Below are 18,141 nucleotides of genomic sequence, written 5' to 3'. Positions count from 1 at the left end.
TTAGAGTTGAGAGGCCAGTTTTGCGACCAGATCGTTGTGCGCAGCGCCGTCCACGGAGGACTGCAGGATCTGCTCAGCGCCGGTGACAGCCAGAGCTGCTACCTGTGCACGCAGTTGATCCTTGGCACGGTTCACTTCCAGATCGATTTCGGCTTTGGCGCCAACAATCAGCTTTTCACCTTCAGAGCGGGCCTGGGCCTTGGCTTCTTCGACGATTGCGTTGGCGGTCTTGTTCGCCCGGTCGAGAATCTCGGCAGCTTGCTCTTTGGTTTCACGAAGCATCTGGGCAGCGCGTTCCTGGGCCAACTGCAGATCGCGCTCAGCGCGCCCGGCAGCATCCAGACCTTCTGCGATTTTCTTCTGGCGTTCCTGCATGGCCAGCGTCAGCGGCGGCCATACGAACTTCATGCAGAACCAGACGAAAATAGCGAAGGCAATCGTTTGACCGAACAGGGTCAGGTTAATGTTCACAGCGATTTACCTCGTGCTATCTCGTGTTCAGGGAAGAAAAGCCTGAAGAGGCAGCACTCATCATGCTGCCTCGACTCAGGAACTCTTAACCCGCGACAACGAAGATCAGGTACATCGCGATACCAACACCGATCATCGGAACGGCGTCGAGCAGACCAGCCATCAGGAAGGTCTTGGTTTGCAGCTGCGGGCCCAGCTCAGGCTGGCGAGCGGTGGATTCCAGCAGCTTGCCGCCCAGCAGGGCGAAGCCGATACCGGTACCCAGGGCACCCAGACCGATCATGATGGCAGCGGCGATGTAGACGAGTTCCATAGTTAGCTCCAGAGTTTTTAGAGGTTAAGGTTACGAGTTAGGGGTTTTCGGGTTTTTCGATGTCGATCAGTGGTGATCTTCGTGCGCAGCACTCAGATAAACCACGGTCAGCACCATGAAAATGAACGCCTGCAGCGGAATGACCAGGATGTGGAAGATAGCCCATGGCACGTTGAGACCCCACTGAACGTAGAAGGGCAGCAGCGCGATCAGGATAAACACCACTTCACCGGCATACATGTTGCCGAACAGACGTAGGGCCAGGCTCAGCGGCTTGGTCAGCAGGCCGATGATTTCCAGGAACAGGTTGAAAGGAATCAGCGCCCAGTGATTGAACGGGGTGAACGACAGTTCCTTGGTAAAGCCACCGATGCCCTTGACCTTGATGCTGTAGAAGATGATCAGCAGGAACACGCCCAGGGAGATACCGAAGGTACCGTTAGGGTCGGCGGTGGGGACGATCTTGAAGTACGGCAGGCCCATGGCATGCGCCAGACCCGGGATGTAGTCGACCGGGATCCACTTCAGGCTGTTCATCAGGAACACCCAGACGAAGATGGTCAGGGCCAGCGGCGCAACCAGTGGGTTCTTGCCGTGGAAGGTGTCCTTGACGATGCCTTCGACGAACTCGATGCACATCTCGGCCACGTTCTGCAGGCCGGTCGGTACGCCGGTAACGGCGCGCTTGGCGGCAATGCGGAACAGGGTGATGAAAATCAGGCCCATGAACAGGGACCAGCCCAGAGTGTCCACATGGACAGCCCAGAAGCCCATCGCTTTCACCTCTTCCGGGGTCTGGGCAATGATCCAGCCCTTATCCGGGTGAGAGCCGTAGACCAGGTTCTGCAGGTGATGCTGGATATATTCTGCTGGGGTATCAGCCATAAACGCCTCAAACGGTCCAATGCTTCAGAAAACTTTCATGAGTAGGGGAGCACAAGCTGCAGCCAGAAGGCCTAGCAGATAACCGATGAACAGCTGCATCGGTGCAAGTGGTTCAACCCCTACGAACGCCAGTGCAAACAGCACTGCCGTGATAATCCATTTACCCATGGCCCCGGCCCAGATCGACTGGACGATGGCTCGGGCCGAACGCGCGCCAAAATAACGAAAGGCCTTGAATGCAAAATACGCGTTGGCCAGCAGGGCGATCAGCCCGCCCAGCAGTGCCGAATAGGCCGCGACCCATCCACCACTGACGGCAAAAATCACTGCAATTACAGCCGTCACGATGGCCTGAAGAATCAGGATCGGAAAACCTGGCTGACGATGAAACGGGACCTTACTGGGGATGCCCATCGACCTCTCCCTGCAAGGTGCCGAAACTCGGCCCATAGCCGACAAAATTGCGCGGGGAGTATATGGGCCAGCCTGCGCCCGATCAACCGTGCTGTAGTAGGAGCGAAGTAGGACTACAGACTGAATTGTTTCAACGAATGTGCGCCAGTACACCCTGCAATTCGTCGAGGGAGCTGTAGCGGATCACCAGCTGTCCTTTGCCCTTGCTACCGTGCTTGATCTGCACTGGCGAGCCCAGACGCTCTGCGAGCTTCTGTTCCAGGCGACTGATGTCCGGGTCGGCCTTGGCTTTGGCCGGGGCCGGTTTGGCGCTCAGCCACTGGCGCACCAGGGCCTCGGTCTGACGAACGGTCAGGCCACGTGCGACAACATGTCGCGCGGCTTCAACCTGCTGTTCGAGGGGTAAACCGAGCAGGGCACGGGCATGACCCATTTCCAGATCGCCGTGGGAAAGCAGGGTCTTGATCTCGTCGGGCAGGGCGATCAGGCGCAGCAGGTTGGTGATGGTCACGCGCGACTTGCCGACGGCATCGGCGACCTGCTGCTGGGTCAACTCGAATTCCTGCTGCAGGCGCTGCAGGGCAACGGCTTCCTCAATCGGGTTGAGGTCTTCGCGCTGGATGTTCTCGATCAGCGCCATGGCGATGGCGGCTTCATCCGGCAGCTCACGGACCATGGCCGGGATCCTGTCCTGGCCAGCCAACTGGCTAGCACGCCAGCGCCGTTCACCGGCGACGATCTCGAAACGTCCACCACCGATGGGGCGCAGAACGATGGGCTGCATCACGCCTTGGGCGCGGATGGAGGCGGCGAGTTCTTCCAGCGCGGTCTGGTCCATGTCACGACGCGGCTGGTACTTGCCGCGCTGGATCAGCTCCAGCGGCACGTATTGCAGCTCACGCGTGTCGACCTGGGCGGCCTCTTCCTGCAATGCATTGACGGTGTTGCCGCCGAGCAGTGCGTCCAGACCTCGACCCAGACCTCGTTTCTTCGCAGCCATGCGGATGTTCCTTAAGCGGTAGCGGTTTTCGCGGCGGCGCGCTGACGGCGCACCAGCTCGCCAGCCAAGGCCAGGTAGGCGATGGCTCCACGGGATTGTTTGTCGTAGACCAGCGCCGGCATACCGAAGCTCGGCGCCTCGGCCAGGCGCACGTTGCGCGGGATCACGGCGTCGTACAGCTTGTCGCCAAAGTGTTGCTTGAGCTGGGCGGTGACGTCATTGGTCAGGCTGATGCGCGGGTCGTACATGGTGCGCAGCAGACCTTCGATCTGCAGCTTGGGATTGAGCAATTGGGCGATGCGCTGGATGCTGTTGACCAGGTCGCTCAGCCCCTCAAGCGCGTAATACTCGCACTGCATGGGGATAATCACGCCGTCGGCGGCGACCAGGGCGTTGATGGTCAGCATGTTCAGCGATGGCGGGCAGTCGATGAGGATGTAGTCGTAATTCTCGCGGATCGGCGCCAAGGCATAACGCAGGCGGCTTTCCTTCATCTTCATTTCCAGCAGGGCAACTTCTGCGGCGGTCAGGTCGCGGTTGGCCGGCAGTAGCTGGTAGCCGCCGTGCTCGGAGAACTGCATGGCCTGGCTCAGATCGCACTCACCGATCAGCACGTCGTAGATCGAATGCTCGAGGCCGTGCTTGTCGACGCCACTGCCCATGGTCGCGTTGCCCTGGGGGTCTAGGTCGATCAACAGCACACGGCGCTTGGTCGCCACCAGAGAAGCAGCCAGGTTGATGCACGTCGTGGTTTTGCCCACGCCGCCTTTCTGATTGGCGATCGCGAATACCTTGGCCATCTTCCTTCCCCCTTAGACCGAGCGACGCAGTATCAACAGATGGCGCTGGCCTTGGCAACCGGGAACCCGCAGCACATGCGTGGCACTGAGACGGAAGTCCGCCGGCAGCGCCTGCAGCTCGTCATCCGGGTGCACGCCCTTCATCGCCAGCCATTGAGTGTCGACATTGCCGAGGTGACGTGTCCAGTTGCTGAAATCTTCCAGGCTGCTGAAAGCCCGCGAACTGATGCCGTCGAACGGCTGCTCCGGTCGATAGGCTTCGACCCGGTTGTGGACAACCTCGAGGTTGGCGAGTTTCAGCTCCAGCTTCACCTGGACGAGAAAGCGGGTCTTCTTGCCGTTGGAGTCGAGCAGGGTGAAGTGGCGCTCGGGGAACATGATCGCCAGCGGAACACCGGGCATGCCGCCACCGCTGCCGACGTCGAGCCAGTTATCCCCAAGTTCCGCCACGAACGGGACTACCGACAGGCTGTCGAGCAGATGGCGCGAGACCATCTCGTCGGGATCGCGCACCGCGGTGAGGTTGTAGGCCTTGTTCCATTTGATCAGCAGGCCCAGGTAGGCGAGCAGTTGTTCCTGCTGCAACGCGCTGAGCTCGATGCCCAGTTCGCGGGCGCCCTGGATCAATTCTTCGGCATGACGCTGAGTGACCGACATCAGGCGCTCTGCTCCAGCTTCTGTCCCGCGCTACGTTTTTTCAGGTGAATCAGCAGCAGGGAAATAGCCGCCGGGGTGACCCCCGGGATCCGTGAAGCCTGGCCGAGTGTCGCCGGGCGAGTGGCGCCGAGCTTGAACTGGATTTCCTTGGACAGCCCGGAGATCGAGGCATAGTCCAGATCATCCGGCAGCTTGGTGTCCTCGCTGGCCCGCAGCTTGGCGATCTCGTCCTGCTGACGGTCGATGTAGCCGGCGTACTTGGTCTTGATCTCGACCTGCTCGGCCACCTGGTTATCCACAACCGGCGCTTCGGTGAGTTCGACCAATGTGGCGTAATCGATCTCCGGGCGAGCCAGCAGATTGAGCAGGTTGTATTCGTGGGCCAGCGGCGTACCGAAGCGCGCGGCAATCGCATCACCCTGCGGCGTGCCTGGGCGCACCCAGGTGCTTTTCAGGCGCTGCTCTTCCTGCACGATACCTTCACGCTTGGCCTCGAAGGCTGCCCAGCGCTCGTCATCGATCAGGCCCAGCTCGCGGCCCTTCTCGGTCAGACGCAGGTCGGCATTGTCCTCACGCAGGATCAGCCGGTACTCGGCACGCGAGGTGAACATGCGGTACGGCTCCTGGGTGCCCAGGGTGATCAGGTCGTCGACCAGTACGCCGATGTAGGCCTCGTCCCGACGTGGGCACCAGGCGTCTTTGCCTTGCGCACGCAATGCTGCGTTGCAACCCGCCAGCAGGCCCTGCGCACCGGCCTCTTCGTAGCCGGTGGTGCCATTGATCTGCCCGGCGAAGAACAAGCCAGCGATAACCTTGGTTTCCAGGCTGTACTTCAGATCGCGCGGATCGAAGTAGTCGTATTCGATGGCGTAGCCGGGGCGCACGATGTGGGCGTTTTCCATGCCACGGATGCTGCGCACGATCTCCAATTGCACGTCGAACGGCAGCGAGGTGGAGATGCCGTTGGGATACAGCTCGTGAGTGGTCAGGCCTTCAGGCTCGATGAACACCTGGTGGCTGTCCTTGTCGGCGAAGCGGTGGATCTTGTCCTCGATCGACGGGCAGTAGCGCGGGCCAACACCTTCGATCACGCCGGAGTACATCGGCGAACGATCGAGGTTGGCGGCGATGATCTCGTGAGTACGCGCATTGGTGTGGGTGATCCAGCAGCTGATCTGCTTGGGCTGGTGCTCACGCTTGCCGAGGAAGGACATCAGCGGCGTGGGGGTGTCGCCCGGCTGTTCAGTCATTACCGAGAAATCCACCGAACGTCCATCGATGCGCGGCGGTGTACCGGTTTTAAGGCGGCCGACGCGTAGCGGCAGCTCGCGCAGACGGTGGGCCAGGGCGATGGAGGGCGGATCCCCGGCACGGCCACCAGAGTAGTTCTGCAGGCCAATGTGGATAAGTCCGCCGAGGAACGTGCCTGTGGTCAACACCACGGAGTCCGCATGGAACCTGAGCCCCATCTGGGTAACAACGCCTTTGACCTCGGCGTTTTCCACAATCAGATCATCGGCTGCCTGTTGAAAAATCCACAGGTTGGCCTGGTTTTCCAGAATCTCGCGTACTGCTGCCTTGTACAGCACGCGGTCAGCCTGCGCGCGCGTGGCACGTACGGCTGGGCCCTTGCGGCTGTTGAGGATACGGAACTGGATACCGCCCTTGTCGGTAGCGGTGGCCATGGCGCCGCCGAGGGCATCGATTTCCTTGACCAGATGGCTCTTGCCAATCCCGCCGATAGCCGGGTTGCAGCTCATCTGGCCGAGGGTCTCGACATTGTGGGTGAGCAGCAGGGTCTTCACACCCATGCGTGCTGCAGCCAGAGCTGCTTCGGTACCGGCATGACCGCCGCCGATCACGATCACGTCAAAACGGGAAGGGAAATCCACCACGCACCTCGTGCCTGTTGAGAAAGGGGTCTGAAAGAAAGGCGGCAAGTATAGGGACTTAAGCCTGCTGAATGAAGCCTTCTGCACAAAAAATAGCCAACTGGCAGGTTATGTTCCTTTCGCCGATTGCCTTTACCTGATCACCTGTCTGCCCGTGAGAAATGCGCTCAGGCTTATAAAGAATAGAAAGAGAGAATTTTTATAAAGCTTGTTCTTTATGTTTATGTATAGAGCGATGCATTTCTGTGGATAACAGTCCAGAAACCACGATATACGTGCTGTACAGAGAATGATAAGCCTGTGTCGTTCCTGCTGGATTCCACTGAGAAAGCTGCTGAACCTTTGTGGATGGAAGCGCCAGTTACCCACAGGGGTGGTTACGCCCAGCTTTGTCATAGGGTTATGGGCAGGGTTTATGGGCGGTTTTCCACAGGGTTTATTTCGTCCTGAATAACTCAAAGAATGCGGAAAATAGCGCTCGCCTGGGTCAGTGCAGCGTTGCTGTAGAAGCGGCTTCAGCCGCGATGTGGGCCTGGAACAGTTCGAGGGTTTCGCCGTATGCGAAAAGAGCTCGCCGCTAAAGCGCCTCCCACTGCCATCTGTGCAAGTTCGTAGCCCGGATGCAATCCGGGACCAAGTAGCACCGTGCCCTTGCGTGGGAACCGCTGGGAGCCATCGCGCGTTTATTCGTGGCTATAAGGTAACGCGCTGTGGATAAGCACAGGGCGCGACCGGCATCGTTGCGATGCCGGACTACAGGAACGCAGCGCGTGGACTCAGTTAGTGGATCACTTGCCAATGCAGAAGCTGGAGAAGATCCGTCCCAACAGGTCGTCGCTGCTGAAGGCCCCCGTGATCTCGCCCAGGGCTTGTTGAGCCATGCGCAGGTCTTCTGCTAGTAGCTCGCCAGCGCCCATCAGGGTTAGCTGGTTGCGGCCGTGCTCGAGGTACTGCTCGGCCTGATGCAGCGCCTCCAAGTGGCGGCGGCGGGCGCTGAAGCCGCTTTCTGCAGTCTGTTGATAACCCATGCAGGCTTTCAGGTGCTCGCGCAGCAGCTCGAGGCCTTCGGCGGATTTGGCCGAGAGGCTCAGCGTGACGTGGCCATCGGCGCTTGTTTCCAGCGCGACTGCTTCGCCGGAGAGGTCGGTCTTGTTGCGGATCAGGGTGACCCGTGCCGGATCCGGACGCTGCTCCAGAAACTCGGGCCAGAGGGCAAAGGGATCGGCGGCTTCCGGCGCAGTGGAGTCCACCACCAGTAGCACGCGGTCGGCTTCGCCGATGGCCTTGAGTGCGCGCTCCACACCAATTCGCTCCACTTGGTCGTCGGTGTCGCGCAGGCCGGCGGTGTCGACCACATGCAACGGCATACCATCAATGTGGATATGCTCGCGCAACACGTCGCGCGTGGTGCCGGCGATATCGGTGACGATGGCGGCTTCACGCCCAGCCAGGGCATTGAGCAGGCTGGACTTGCCGGCATTGGGCCGGCCGGCGATGACCACGGTCATGCCGTCGCGCAGCAATGCACCCTGGCCCGCTTCGCGCAGCACTGTGGATAAGTCGGCGCGCACACCGTCAAGCTGGTTCAGTACATGGCCATCGGCGAGGAAGTCGATCTCTTCCTCGGGGAAGTCGATGGCGGCCTCGACGTAGATGCGCAGCTGAATCAGCGACTCGGTCAGTGCATGCACCCGCTTGGAGAACTCGCCCTGCAGCGAACGCAGCGCATTGCGAGCGGCCTGCTCGGAGCTGGCCTCGATCAGGTCGGCAATGGCTTCGGCTTGGGCCAGGTCGAGCTTGTCATTGAGGAAGGCGCGTTCGCTGAACTCACCAGGTCGCGCAAGGCGTGCCCCCAACGCCATGCAGCGGCGCAACAGCAGATCGAGCACCACCGGTCCGCCGTGGCCCTGAAGCTCCAGTACGTCTTCACCAGTAAAGGAGTTGGGGCCGGGAAAGTAGATGGCCAGACCTTCATCCAGCGTCAGCTCGCTCTCGCCATAGAACGGACCGTGATGAGCGAAGCGCGGCTTCAACTCGCGACGGCAGATGGCCTGAGCCAGTTGACCGGCCAGTGGACCGGATACCCGCACGATGCCCACGCCACCCCGACCCTGGGCGGTAGCGACGGCGGCTATGGTGTCTCGGGCGTGGTTCATGGCGGTTTACTCGATGTTTATGGGGCTAGTAGGCGCGCGGCAGAAGAGCTGTGGATAACTGCGATTCGCGAGCAGAGCTCGCTCCTACGATTAATGCTCGGATAGCAAAACGCCCCAATCATGGGGCGTTTGCTTGATGCTTGGAAGCCTTGGCGAATCAGGCGTTGGCCGCTTTCGTTGCTGCTTCGATCCGGCGGGTAATGTACCACTGCTGGGCGATGGACAGGCAGTTGTTGACCACCCAGTACAGCACCAGACCGGCAGGGAACCACAGGAAGAAGAAGGTGAAGATGATCGGCATCAGCTTCAGCACGCGGGCCTGCATGGGGTCCGGCGGCGTCGGGTTGAGCTGCTGCTGGATGAACATGGTCGCGCCCATGATGATCGGCAGGATGAAGAACGGATCCTTGATCGACAGGTCGGTGATCCAGAACATCCACGGGGCCTGACGCATTTCGACCGATTCCAGCAGTACCCAGTACAGGGCAAGGAATACCGGCATCTGCACCAGGATCGGCAGGCAGCCGCCCAGCGGGTTGATCTTCTCTTTCTTGTACAGCTCCATCATCGCCTGGGACATCTTCTGGCGATCGTCACCGTGCTGCTCTTTCAACGCCTGCAGTTTCGGCGATACGGCACGCATGCGCGCCATCGAGCGGTAGCTGGCAGCAGACAGCGGGAAGAAGATCAGCTTGATGATGATGGTCAGGACGATGATCGACCAGCCCCAGTTACCGAGTACGCCGTGGATCACTTCCAGCAGCCAGAAGATCGGCTGGGCGAGGAACCACAGGAAGCCGTAGTCGACGGTCAGCTCCAGGCCTGGCGACAGGGTGCCGAGGTGTTCCTGCAGCTTGGGACCAGCGTAGAGGATCGCACCAGTCTCGCCTTGGGCGCCGGCAGCAACCTGCACGGACGGGCCGGTGAAGCCGACGATGTAGTTGCCCTGGCTGTCTTTGCGGGTCTGAATCAGGTTCGTGCTGTCCTTGCTCGGCACCCAGGCGGTGACGAAGTAGTGCTGCAGCCAGGCAACCCAGCCGCCCTGCACGGTTTCCTTGAAGGACTGCTTGTCGATGTCCTTCATCGACACCTTTTTGTACGGCTCGTCGGTGGTCCACAGAGCGGCGCCAAGGTAGGTCGCGGTGCCGGTAGCGGTGGTCGACGACGGGTCGCCGCTGTTGTCGCGCTTGAGCTGGGCAAACAGGTTGCCGCTCCAGGCTTGCTCGCTCTGGTTGTCGATCAGGTAACGCACGTCGACCTGATAGGCGGACGGATCGATGCAGCCAGGCTTCTTCAGTTCCTGCTCACGCGCGGAGCATTGCGGGTTGAGACCACGCTTGAAGCTGTAGCGCTTGATGTAGTTGACGCCGTTCTCGCTGAACGTGAGATCGACCACCAGGCTGTCCTGGCCTTCGGCCAGCTCGTAGTTCTGCTTCTCGCTGCTCCACAGGGAACGACCGCTGGATTTGTCCGGAGCGTTCTGACCGATCAGGCCGCTCTGCGCGAGATAGGTGCGCTCGTTGCCGTTGTCGAACAACTGGAACGGAACGTCCGGGCGGTCCTGACGGCGCGGATACTGCGGCAAACGCAGTTGCACGACATCACCACCACGCGGGTCGATGGCCAGGTCCAGAACATCGGTCTTGACGCGAATCAGCTCATCGCTGGTAGCGGCAGTAGGCGCGACAGCAGCTGCAGTAGGCTCGGCCACGGCAGTTGGAATGTCGTCGCCGCCGGTGTTGGCGGTTACAGCAGGTGTGTCGGGCAGGGCAGGCGTCGCCGCGGTCGAGGTACTAACCTCGGCTGGCATAGCAGCCTGGCCATAGTCCTCGTTCCATTGCAGGACCATGAGGTAGGACACGACTGCCAGGGCGACGATCAGGATCGAACGTTGGATATCCATGATTATTCGGCCATCGAAGGGGAACGGGATGTTTTAACGGGTGGAACCGGATCGAAACCGCCGGCATTCCATGGGTGACAGCGACCGAGACGGCGCGCCGTCAGCCAGCCACCACGCAGGAAGCCATGTTGTTCGATGGCTTCGTAGGCATAGCAGGAGCAGCTGGGGTAGAAACGACAATGACTGGCCATCAGCGGGCTGATGGCGTAGCGATAAACCTGGATACAGGCTAGAGCCGCTTTACGCATGGGGATTGTCGCTTGTCCCGGGGGATAAGTCTGCGTCGCGACTGGGCCGGCTTCGGGCCAAGCGTTTCCAGAGTTTGCCGAACTGCTGGGCAAGTTCGCCATTCTCCAGATCACCTAGCCCTTTGCGGGCGACCACCACGATGTCCCAGCCTGTCAGGTTGATCTGATTGAGGCGAAAGGACTCGCGGATTTGACGCTTGATGCGGTTGCGCTCGACGGCGAGCTTGACGCTCTTCTTGCCGATCACCAGACCTAGGCGGGGATGATCAAGCTGGTTATCGCGCGCTAGCAACAGGACACTTTTGCCCGGAGCTTTACCGCTTGGGGAGTCGAAGACTGCCTTGAATTGCCGGGGAGTCAGCAGTCGCTTTTCCCGGCCGAAGCCTCGACTCACCACCTGTCTGGATTAATTAGACAGCAAGACGCTTGCGGCCCTTGGCGCGACGACGCGACAGGACGGCACGGCCGTTCTTGGTGGCCATGCGGGCACGGAAACCGTGGGTGCGAGCGCGCTTGATGGTGCTGGGTTGGAAAGTGCGTTTCATGGTGCGTTACCTGGGTGATCGACTAGGGTCGGTATGACCCCGGTTTTAAGAGACCGGCAATTCTAGAGAAAGCCGCGCGGTAGGTCAATTTCCAACCAACCTTATTCGCTAGATAGAAATAGAAAGAGGGAAAATGGTTTAAAGCTCTTTTTCTATGTTTATGTTGAATGGTGCTGCTCACACCTGTGGAAAACCCGCTGGCTGCCCCATTCCCGCTGCTCATGCGGTGATGATAAGTCTGTCCAAAAGGCGTGGTTGGTCTGTGCGTCTCCTGCATACAGCCTGAGGATAGAAAGCAGGGTTACCCACAATGTAGTTATCCGTCCGTTCGTCCCCAGGGTTTTACAGAAGGTTATAGGGTGCTTATCCACAAGGCTCATGGGCTGCTGATAAGTCTGATGAATGTAAGTAAGGCTTTGATTTTACTTGGCCATCTAATCCCTGCTGTGTGGATAACTCGTTCGTTGGCCGTTACAATGGCGGCTGTTTTTGCATCGCCGCCTGGATAGGGGATAGTCAGTGTCAGTGGAACTATGGCAGCAATGCGTCGAGCTTTTGCGCGACGAGTTGCCGGCCCAGCAATTCAACACCTGGATACGTCCTCTGCAGGTCGAAGCCGAAGGCGACGAGCTGCGTGTATATGCGCCGAATCGTTTCGTACTCGATTGGGTCAACGAGAAGTACCTGAGCCGTTTGCTCGAGCTTCTGGGTGAGCGCGCCGGCGGTCTGGTCCCTGCGCTTTCCTTATTAATAGGCAGCAAACGTGCAGCGACTGCCCGCGTCGCGCCAACGGCCCCTTTGCCTGCCGCTGCACGTGCAGCTCAGGTTCAGGCCGCCGCAGCCGTCAGCAAGCCGGTTCCGCCGCCTGCACAGCAAGAGCCGTCGCGTGCCAGCTTCGATTCCATGGGGGGCTCCGCGCCGCAACCGCCTACACCCGCCGTGGCGCCACGCACCGAACGTACCGTACAGGTCGAAGGCGGCCTCAAGCACACCAGCTACCTCAATCGCACCTTTACCTTCGATAACTTCGTCGAGGGTAAGTCCAACCAGTTGGCGCGCGCTGCTGCCTGGCAGGTGGCGGACAACCCCAAGCATGGTTACAACCCGCTGTTCCTGTATGGCGGCGTCGGCCTGGGTAAGACTCACCTGATGCATGCTGTGGGTAATCACCTGCTGGCGAAGAACCCCAACGCCAAGGTGGTCTACCTGCACTCCGAGCGCTTCGTCGCTGACATGGTCAAGGCGTTGCAGCTCAACGCCATCAACGAATTCAAACGTTTCTACCGTTCGGTGGATGCGTTGCTGATCGATGACATCCAGTTCTTCGCCAAGAAGGAGCGCTCCCAGGAGGAGTTCTTCCATACCTTCAACGCGCTGCTTGAAGGGGGTCAGCAGGTGATTCTCACCAGCGACCGCTACCCGAAAGAGATCGAAGGCCTGGAAGAACGCCTGAAGTCGCGTTTCGGCTGGGGGCTTACGGTGGCAGTCGAGCCGCCGGAACTGGAAACCCGCGTGGCGATCCTGATGAAGAAGGCCGACCAGGCCAAGGTCGATCTGCCGCACGATGCTGCGTTCTTCATCGCTCAGCGCATTCGCTCCAACGTGCGTGAACTGGAAGGCGCGTTGAAGCGGGTGATCGCTCACTCGCACTTCATGGGCCGCGACATCACCATCGAGCTGATTCGTGAGTCGCTCAAGGATCTGCTGGCCCTGCAGGACAAGCTGGTAAGCATCGACAATATTCAGCGCACCACCGCTGAGTACTACAAGATCAAGATCACCGATCTGCTATCCAAGCGTCGTTCGCGCTCGATCGCCCGGCCACGTCAGGTGGCCATGGCATTGTCGAAGGAACTGACCAATCACAGCCTGCCGGAAATCGGTGTGGCCTTCGGCGGCCGTGATCACACCACGGTGTTGCACGCATGTCGTAAGATTGCTGAACTTAGGGGATCCGACGCGGACATCCGCGAGGACTATAAGAACCTGCTGCGTACCCTGACTACCTGATCAAATCAATGCAGCTCCACGAGGCAAGGGACTAGACCATGCATTTCACTATTCAACGCGAAGCCCTGTTGAAACCCCTGCAACTGGTCGCCGGTGTCGTGGAACGACGCCAGACGCTGCCGGTTCTGTCTAACGTCCTGCTGGTGGTTGAAGGCCAGCAGTTATCGCTCACCGGTACCGACCTCGAGGTCGAACTAGTTGGCCGCGTCACGCTGGAAGACGCCGCAGAGCCGGGTGAAATCACCGTGCCGGCGCGCAAGCTGATGGACATCTGCAAGAGCCTGCCAAGCGACGCGATGATCGACATTCGTGTCGATGACCAGAAGTTGCTGGTCAAGGCTGGTCGCAGTCGCTTCACCCTGTCGACGCTGCCAGCCAACGACTTCCCTACCGTCGAGGAAGGTCCGGGTTCGCTGACCTTCAACCTGCCGCAAGCAAAGCTGCGTCGCCTGGTCGAACGGACCAGCTTCGCCATGGCTCAGCAGGATGTGCGTTACTACCTCAACGGCATGCTTCTGGAAGTGCAGAGCGGCCTGCTGCGTGCAGTCGCTACCGACGGCCACCGTCTGGCCATGTGCTCTATGGAGGCTGCCATCCAGCAGGAAGGCAAGCACCAGGTCATCGTGCCGCGTAAAGGTATCCTCGAGCTGGCTCGCCTGCTGACCGAGCAAGACGCCGAAGTCGCCATCGTTCTTGGGCAGCACCACATCCGTGCCAACACCGGTGAGTTCACTTTCACTTCGAAGCTGGTGGACGGCAAATTCCCGGATTACGAGCGCGTGCTGCCGCGCGGTGGCGACAAGTTGGTGCTGGCGGATCGTCAGGGCCTGCGCGAAGCCTTCAGCCGCACCGCGATTCTGTCCAACGAGAAGTACCGCGGCATTCGCCTGACCCTGGCTTCTGGTCTGCTGAAAATTCAGGCCAACAACCCGGAGCAGGAAGAGGCCGAGGAAGAGATCGTTATCGACTATTCGGGCAGCGGTCTGGAGATTGGTTTCAACGTCAGCTATCTGCTGGATGTGTTGGGCGTGATGGGCACCGAGCAGGTCCGCCTGATTCTCTCTGACTCCAACAGCAGTGCCCTGCTGCAGGAAGCCGATAACGACGACTCTGCCTACGTTGTCATGCCGATGCGTCTTTAATGTCCCTGAGCCGTATCACGGTCACCGCGGTGCGCAACCTGCACCCGGTGACCCTCTCTCCCTCCTCCCGCATCAATATCCTTCACGGCGCCAACGGCAGCGGCAAGACCAGCCTGCTTGAGGCGATCCATCTGCTTGGCCTCGCCCGCTCCTTCCGCAGCACACGACTGCAGCCGGTCATTCATTACGAACAACCTGCCTGTACCATTTTCGGTCAGGTGCAGTTGGCCGAAGGCGGCTCCAGTAATCTGGGCATCTCTCGCGACCGTCAGGGCGAGCTGCAGATTCGTATCGATGGGCAGAACGCTCGCAGTGCTGCGCAGCTGGCTGAGCTACTACCACTGCAGGTGATCAACCCCGATAGTTTTCGCCTGCTTGAAGGCGCACCGAAGATTCGCCGGCAGTTTCTCGACTGGGGTGTGTTCCACGTGGAACATCGCTTTCTCGGTGCCTGGCAACGCCTGCAGAAAGCCCTGCGGCAGCGGAACTCGTGGCTGCGCCATGGTACACTTGACGGTGCTTCGCAGGCCGCGTGGGACCGCGAGCTATGCAGCGCCAGTGAGGAAATCGACACCTATCGACGTGCTTACATTCAGGCCTTGAAGCCAGTGTTCGAACAGACACTGGCCGAGCTGCTGGAGCTGGAAGGGCTGACCCTGAGTTACTACCGCGGGTGGGACAAGGATCGTGAGCTGAGCGAGGTGCTCGCTACCTCCCTCCTCCGCGACCATCAACTCGGGCATACCCAGGCTGGGCCGCAGAGAGCTGATTTGCGTCTTCGGCTTGCGGGGCACAACGCGGCAGAAATCCTGTCGCGAGGACAACAGAAACTGGTCGTTTGCGCGTTACGCATCGCCCAGGGTCACTTGGTCAATGAAGCCAAGCGTGGCCAATGTATCTATCTGGTGGACGACCTACCGTCGGAACTGGATGAGCAGCATCGCCAGGCATTGTGCCGGTTGCTGGAAGATTTGCGCTGCCAGGTGTTCATCACCTGTGTAGATCATGAATTGTTGAGGGAAGGCTGGCAGACGGATACGCCGGTTGCCATGTTCCACGTGGAACATGGCCGTATCACCCAGACCCAAGACCATCGGGAGTGAAGGCATGAGCGAGAACCAAACGTACGACTCCTCCAGCATCAAGGTGCTGAAAGGACTGGACGCCGTACGCAAACGTCCCGGGATGTACATCGGTGACACTGACGATGGTAGTGGTCTGCACCACATGGTGTTCGAGGTGGTCGATAACTCGATCGACGAAGCGCTGGCAGGCTATTGCAGCGAAATCACCATCACCATCCACCCGGATGAGTCGATCAGCGTGCGTGACAACGGCCGTGGTATCCCGGTCGACATGCACAAGGAAGAAGGCGTCTCGGCGGCCGAGGTCATCATGACCGTGCTGCACGCCGGCGGTAAATTCGACGACAACAGCTACAAGGTATCCGGCGGCCTGCATGGCGTGGGTGTCTCGGTGGTCAATGCCCTCTCCAAGGAGCTGGTGCTGACCATCCGTCGTAGCGGCAAGATCTGGGAACAGACCTATGTGCATGGCGTACCGCAAGCGCCTCTCGCCGCTGTTGGTGATACCGACGGTACCGGCACGCAGATCCACTTCAAGCCGTCCGAAGAGACCTTCGCCAACATTCACTTCAGCTGGGACATCCTGGCCAAGCGTCTGCGTGAGCTGTCCTTCCTCAACTCCGGCGTAGGCATCCTGCTGCGTGACGAGCGCACCGGCAAGGAAGAGCTGTTCAAGTACGAGGGTGGCCTGAAAGCCTTCGTCGAGTACCTGAACACCAACAAGACAGTGGTCAACCAGGTGTTCCACTTCAATATCCAGCGCGAAGAAGACGGCGTGGGTGTCGAAGTAGCCCTGCAGTGGAACGACAGCTTCAACGAGAACCTGCTCTGTTTCACCAACAACATTCCACAGCGCGACGGTGGCACTCACCTTGCCGGCTTCCGCTCTGCCCTCACCCGCCACCTGAACAACTACATCGAGGCCGAAGGCCTGGCGAAGAAGTTCAAGGTTTCCACCACTGGTGACGATGCCCGTGAAGGCCTGACTGCGATCATCTCGGTCAAGGTGCCGGACCCGAAATTCAGCTCGCAGACCAAAGACAAACTGGTATCGAGTGAGGTGAAAACAGCAGTCGAGCAGGAGATGGGCAAGTACTTCTCCGACTTCCTGCTGGAGAACCCCAACGAAGCCAAGGCCGTGGTCGGCAAGATGATCGATGCCGCGCGTGCCCGCGAAGCGGCTCGTAAAGCCCGTGAAATGACTCGCCGTAAAGGTGCGCTGGACATCGCCGGCCTGCCCGGCAAGCTGGCCGACTGCCAGGAAAAAGACCCGGCGCTGTCCGAACTCTACATCGTGGAGGGTGACTCCGCGGGCGGTTCTGCCAAGCAGGGCCGTAACCGCAAGACCCAGGCTATCCTGCCGCTCAAGGGCAAGATCCTCAACGTCGAACGTGCACGCTTCGATCGAATGATTTCCTCGCAGGAAGTCGGCACGCTGATCACTGCGCTCGGTTGCGGTATCGGTCGTGAGGAGTACAACATCGACAAGCTGCGTTACCACAACATCATCATCATGACCGATGCTGACGTCGACGGTTCGCACATCCGTACCCTGCTGCTGACCTTCTTCTTTCGTCAGCTGCCGGAGCTGGTCGAGCGTGGCTACATCTATATCGCTCAGCCGCCGCTGTACAAGGTGAAGAAAGGCAAGCAGGAGCAGTACATCAAGGACGACGAGGCCATGGATGAATACATGACTCAGTCGGCCCTGGAAGACGCCAGCCTGCACGTCAACGAGAACGCTCCAGGTCTTTCTGGCAGCGCGTTGGAGAAACTGGTCGGCGACTACCGTGGCGTGATGAAGACCCTTGATCGCCTGTCGCGCGTCTACTCCAAGGACATCACAGAGCACTTCGTCTATCTGCCGCGTATTTCGGTGGAGCAGCTCGCGGACCAGGCGTTCATGCAGAACTGGCTGGAAGGCTTTGCGGCACGTCTGAAGACTACCGAGAAGTCTGGCCAGACCTACAGTGCCAGCCTGCGTGAAGACCACGAACGCCACCTGTGGCTGCCGGAAGTGGAAGTCAGATCCCACGGTCTTTCCAGCTACACCACCTTCAACCGCGACTTCTTCGCCAGCAACGATTACAAAACTGTCACCAGCCTGGGTGATCAGTTGAACAACCTGCTGGAAGAAGGCGCCTACGTGCAGCGTGGCGAGCGCAAGAAGCCGGTCAACACCTTCAAGGAAGCGCTGGACTGGCTGATGACCGAAAGCACCAAGCGCCACAGCATCCAGCGATACAAAGGTCTCGGTGAGATGAACCCGGATCAGCTGTGGGAAACCACCATGGACCCGGAAGTGCGCCGCATGCTCAAGGTGACCATCGAGGACGCCATCGCTGCCGACCAGATCTTCAACACTTTGATGGGCGATGCCGTAGAGCCGCGCCGCGACTTCATCGAGTCGAATGCCCTGGCGGTATCGAATCTGGACTTCTGATGCGTGTGTCGACGGGCAGGTTAATTGGCATGATTTAACGAGTTATTGTCATGACAATTTCTGTCACTACCCCGGCCTAGCGCCGGGGTTTTTCTTTGTAGATCAGGCAGTTGGACATAGCCACACAGTCCCGCATAGGTGTGCTGTGTAGTGAAGCTACAAGGAATAGGCGAAAAA

Annotated in this window: 17 protein-coding genes; 4 read left to right on the top strand and 13 right to left on the bottom strand. The window is 59.6% G+C overall.

What is annotated here, in order from left to right; translation table 11 throughout:
- The 13 genes from CXP40_RS12840 to rpmH form a co-directional block, all read right to left on the bottom strand.
- On the bottom strand, positions 1 to 471 hold the full coding sequence (locus CXP40_RS12840; protein WP_106734045.1) for a F0F1 ATP synthase subunit B: 471 nt from the start codon (positions 469 to 471) through the stop codon (positions 1 to 3).
- Positions 472 to 556: 85 nt separating this feature from the next.
- Positions 557 to 796: a F0F1 ATP synthase subunit C gene (gene atpE, locus CXP40_RS12835; RefSeq protein ID WP_224490516.1), complete on the bottom strand. Its 240-nt coding sequence runs from the start codon at positions 794 to 796 to the stop codon at positions 557 to 559.
- A 54-nt stretch (positions 797 to 850) separates the two neighbouring features.
- Positions 851 to 1,669, bottom strand: a complete 819-nt coding sequence (atpB, locus tag CXP40_RS12830) for a F0F1 ATP synthase subunit A (protein WP_106734044.1) — start codon at positions 1,667 to 1,669, stop codon at positions 851 to 853.
- Between the two features lie 24 nt (positions 1,670 to 1,693).
- Entirely contained in the window at positions 1,694 to 2,083 is a 390-nt protein-coding gene (locus CXP40_RS12825) for a F0F1 ATP synthase subunit I (protein WP_045733559.1), read from the bottom strand.
- A gap of 130 nt (positions 2,084 to 2,213) precedes the next feature.
- Positions 2,214 to 3,083: a ParB/RepB/Spo0J family partition protein gene (locus tag CXP40_RS12820; protein ID WP_099525057.1), complete on the bottom strand. Its 870-nt coding sequence runs from the start codon at positions 3,081 to 3,083 to the stop codon at positions 2,214 to 2,216.
- Between the two features lie 11 nt (positions 3,084 to 3,094).
- Positions 3,095 to 3,883: a ParA family protein gene (locus tag CXP40_RS12815; RefSeq protein ID WP_017676269.1), complete on the bottom strand. Its 789-nt coding sequence runs from the start codon at positions 3,881 to 3,883 to the stop codon at positions 3,095 to 3,097.
- 12 nt (positions 3,884 to 3,895) lie between these two features.
- Positions 3,896 to 4,543 (bottom strand): 16S rRNA (guanine(527)-N(7))-methyltransferase RsmG, encoded by a 648-nt coding sequence (gene rsmG, locus CXP40_RS12810; protein WP_106734043.1) that lies wholly within the window; start codon positions 4,541 to 4,543, stop codon positions 3,896 to 3,898.
- Positions 4,540 to 6,432 carry a tRNA uridine-5-carboxymethylaminomethyl(34) synthesis enzyme MnmG gene (gene mnmG / locus CXP40_RS12805; protein ID WP_106734042.1) on the bottom strand — a complete coding sequence of 631 codons (1,893 nt, stop codon included), beginning with the start codon at positions 6,430 to 6,432 and terminating at the stop codon, positions 4,540 to 4,542. The genes rsmG and mnmG overlap by 4 nt, the downstream gene beginning before the upstream one ends.
- 788 nt (positions 6,433 to 7,220) lie before the next feature.
- Positions 7,221 to 8,588, bottom strand: coding sequence for a tRNA uridine-5-carboxymethylaminomethyl(34) synthesis GTPase MnmE (mnmE, locus tag CXP40_RS12800; protein ID WP_106734041.1), 1,368 nt, complete (start codon positions 8,586 to 8,588; stop codon positions 7,221 to 7,223).
- Between the two features lie 157 nt (positions 8,589 to 8,745).
- Entirely contained in the window at positions 8,746 to 10,491 is a 1,746-nt protein-coding gene (yidC, locus tag CXP40_RS12795; protein WP_106734040.1) for a membrane protein insertase YidC, read from the bottom strand.
- Positions 10,492 to 10,493: 2 nt separating this feature from the next.
- Positions 10,494 to 10,739 (bottom strand): membrane protein insertion efficiency factor YidD, encoded by a 246-nt coding sequence (gene yidD / locus CXP40_RS12790; RefSeq protein WP_061238809.1) that lies wholly within the window; start codon positions 10,737 to 10,739, stop codon positions 10,494 to 10,496.
- The gene (gene rnpA, locus CXP40_RS12785) at positions 10,732 to 11,133 is read right to left on the bottom strand and encodes a ribonuclease P protein component (protein WP_106734039.1); all 402 of its coding nucleotides are present in this window, start codon (positions 11,131 to 11,133) and stop codon (positions 10,732 to 10,734) included. Before rnpA ends, yidD begins: the two co-directional genes overlap by 8 nt.
- A gap of 16 nt (positions 11,134 to 11,149) precedes the next feature.
- The gene (gene rpmH, locus CXP40_RS12780) at positions 11,150 to 11,284 is read right to left on the bottom strand and encodes a 50S ribosomal protein L34 (protein WP_002551315.1); all 135 of its coding nucleotides are present in this window, start codon (positions 11,282 to 11,284) and stop codon (positions 11,150 to 11,152) included.
- Between the two features lie 519 nt (positions 11,285 to 11,803).
- Between rpmH and dnaA the strand changes: the two genes are divergently transcribed.
- From dnaA to gyrB, 4 genes are read left to right on the top strand one after another with little or no spacing between them, the layout of a single operon-like run.
- On the top strand, positions 11,804 to 13,294 hold the full coding sequence (gene dnaA / locus CXP40_RS12775; RefSeq protein ID WP_106734038.1) for a chromosomal replication initiator protein DnaA: 1,491 nt from the start codon (positions 11,804 to 11,806) through the stop codon (positions 13,292 to 13,294).
- Between the two features lie 38 nt (positions 13,295 to 13,332).
- Positions 13,333 to 14,436: a DNA polymerase III subunit beta gene (dnaN, locus tag CXP40_RS12770; protein WP_099525050.1), complete on the top strand. Its 1,104-nt coding sequence runs from the start codon at positions 13,333 to 13,335 to the stop codon at positions 14,434 to 14,436.
- Positions 14,436 to 15,539 carry a DNA replication/repair protein RecF gene (recF, locus tag CXP40_RS12765; protein ID WP_106734036.1) on the top strand — a complete coding sequence of 368 codons (1,104 nt, stop codon included), beginning with the start codon at positions 14,436 to 14,438 and terminating at the stop codon, positions 15,537 to 15,539. Before dnaN ends, recF begins: the two co-directional genes overlap by 1 nt.
- 4 nt (positions 15,540 to 15,543) lie before the next feature.
- Positions 15,544 to 17,964 (top strand): DNA topoisomerase (ATP-hydrolyzing) subunit B, encoded by a 2,421-nt coding sequence (gene gyrB / locus CXP40_RS12760; RefSeq protein ID WP_106734034.1) that lies wholly within the window; start codon positions 15,544 to 15,546, stop codon positions 17,962 to 17,964.
- The last annotated feature ends 177 nt before the right edge of the window (positions 17,965 to 18,141 follow it).

The sequence above is a fragment of the Pseudomonas sp. YY-1 genome (genome assembly GCF_002843095.1).
GTDB lineage: Bacteria > Pseudomonadota > Gammaproteobacteria > Pseudomonadales > Pseudomonadaceae > Aquipseudomonas > Aquipseudomonas sediminis_A.
The sequence above is the reverse complement of the archived record's forward strand: the minus strand, read 5'-3'. Positions and strand labels throughout refer to the sequence as shown.

Coding starts and splice junctions, on each gene's coding strand:
- recF (WP_106734036.1), top strand. CDS start 14,436: ATGTCCCTGAGCCGTATCACGGTCACCGCGGTGCGCAACCTGCACCCG.
- gyrB (WP_106734034.1), top strand. CDS start 15,544: ATGAGCGAGAACCAAACGTACGACTCCTCCAGCATCAAGGTGCTGAAA.
- atpB (WP_106734044.1), bottom strand. CDS start 1,669: ATGGCTGATACCCCAGCAGAATATATCCAGCATCACCTGCAGAACCTG.
- rpmH (WP_002551315.1), bottom strand. CDS start 11,284: ATGAAACGCACTTTCCAACCCAGCACCATCAAGCGCGCTCGCACCCAC.
- CXP40_RS12825 (WP_045733559.1), bottom strand. CDS start 2,083: ATGGGCATCCCCAGTAAGGTCCCGTTTCATCGTCAGCCAGGTTTTCCG.
- yidC (WP_106734040.1), bottom strand. CDS start 10,491: ATGGATATCCAACGTTCGATCCTGATCGTCGCCCTGGCAGTCGTGTCC.
- dnaN (WP_099525050.1), top strand. CDS start 13,333: ATGCATTTCACTATTCAACGCGAAGCCCTGTTGAAACCCCTGCAACTG.
- yidD (WP_061238809.1), bottom strand. CDS start 10,739: ATGCGTAAAGCGGCTCTAGCCTGTATCCAGGTTTATCGCTACGCCATC.
- CXP40_RS12815 (WP_017676269.1), bottom strand. CDS start 3,883: ATGGCCAAGGTATTCGCGATCGCCAATCAGAAAGGCGGCGTGGGCAAA.
- mnmE (WP_106734041.1), bottom strand. CDS start 8,588: ATGAACCACGCCCGAGACACCATAGCCGCCGTCGCTACCGCCCAGGGT.
- CXP40_RS12820 (WP_099525057.1), bottom strand. CDS start 3,083: ATGGCTGCGAAGAAACGAGGTCTGGGTCGAGGTCTGGACGCACTGCTC.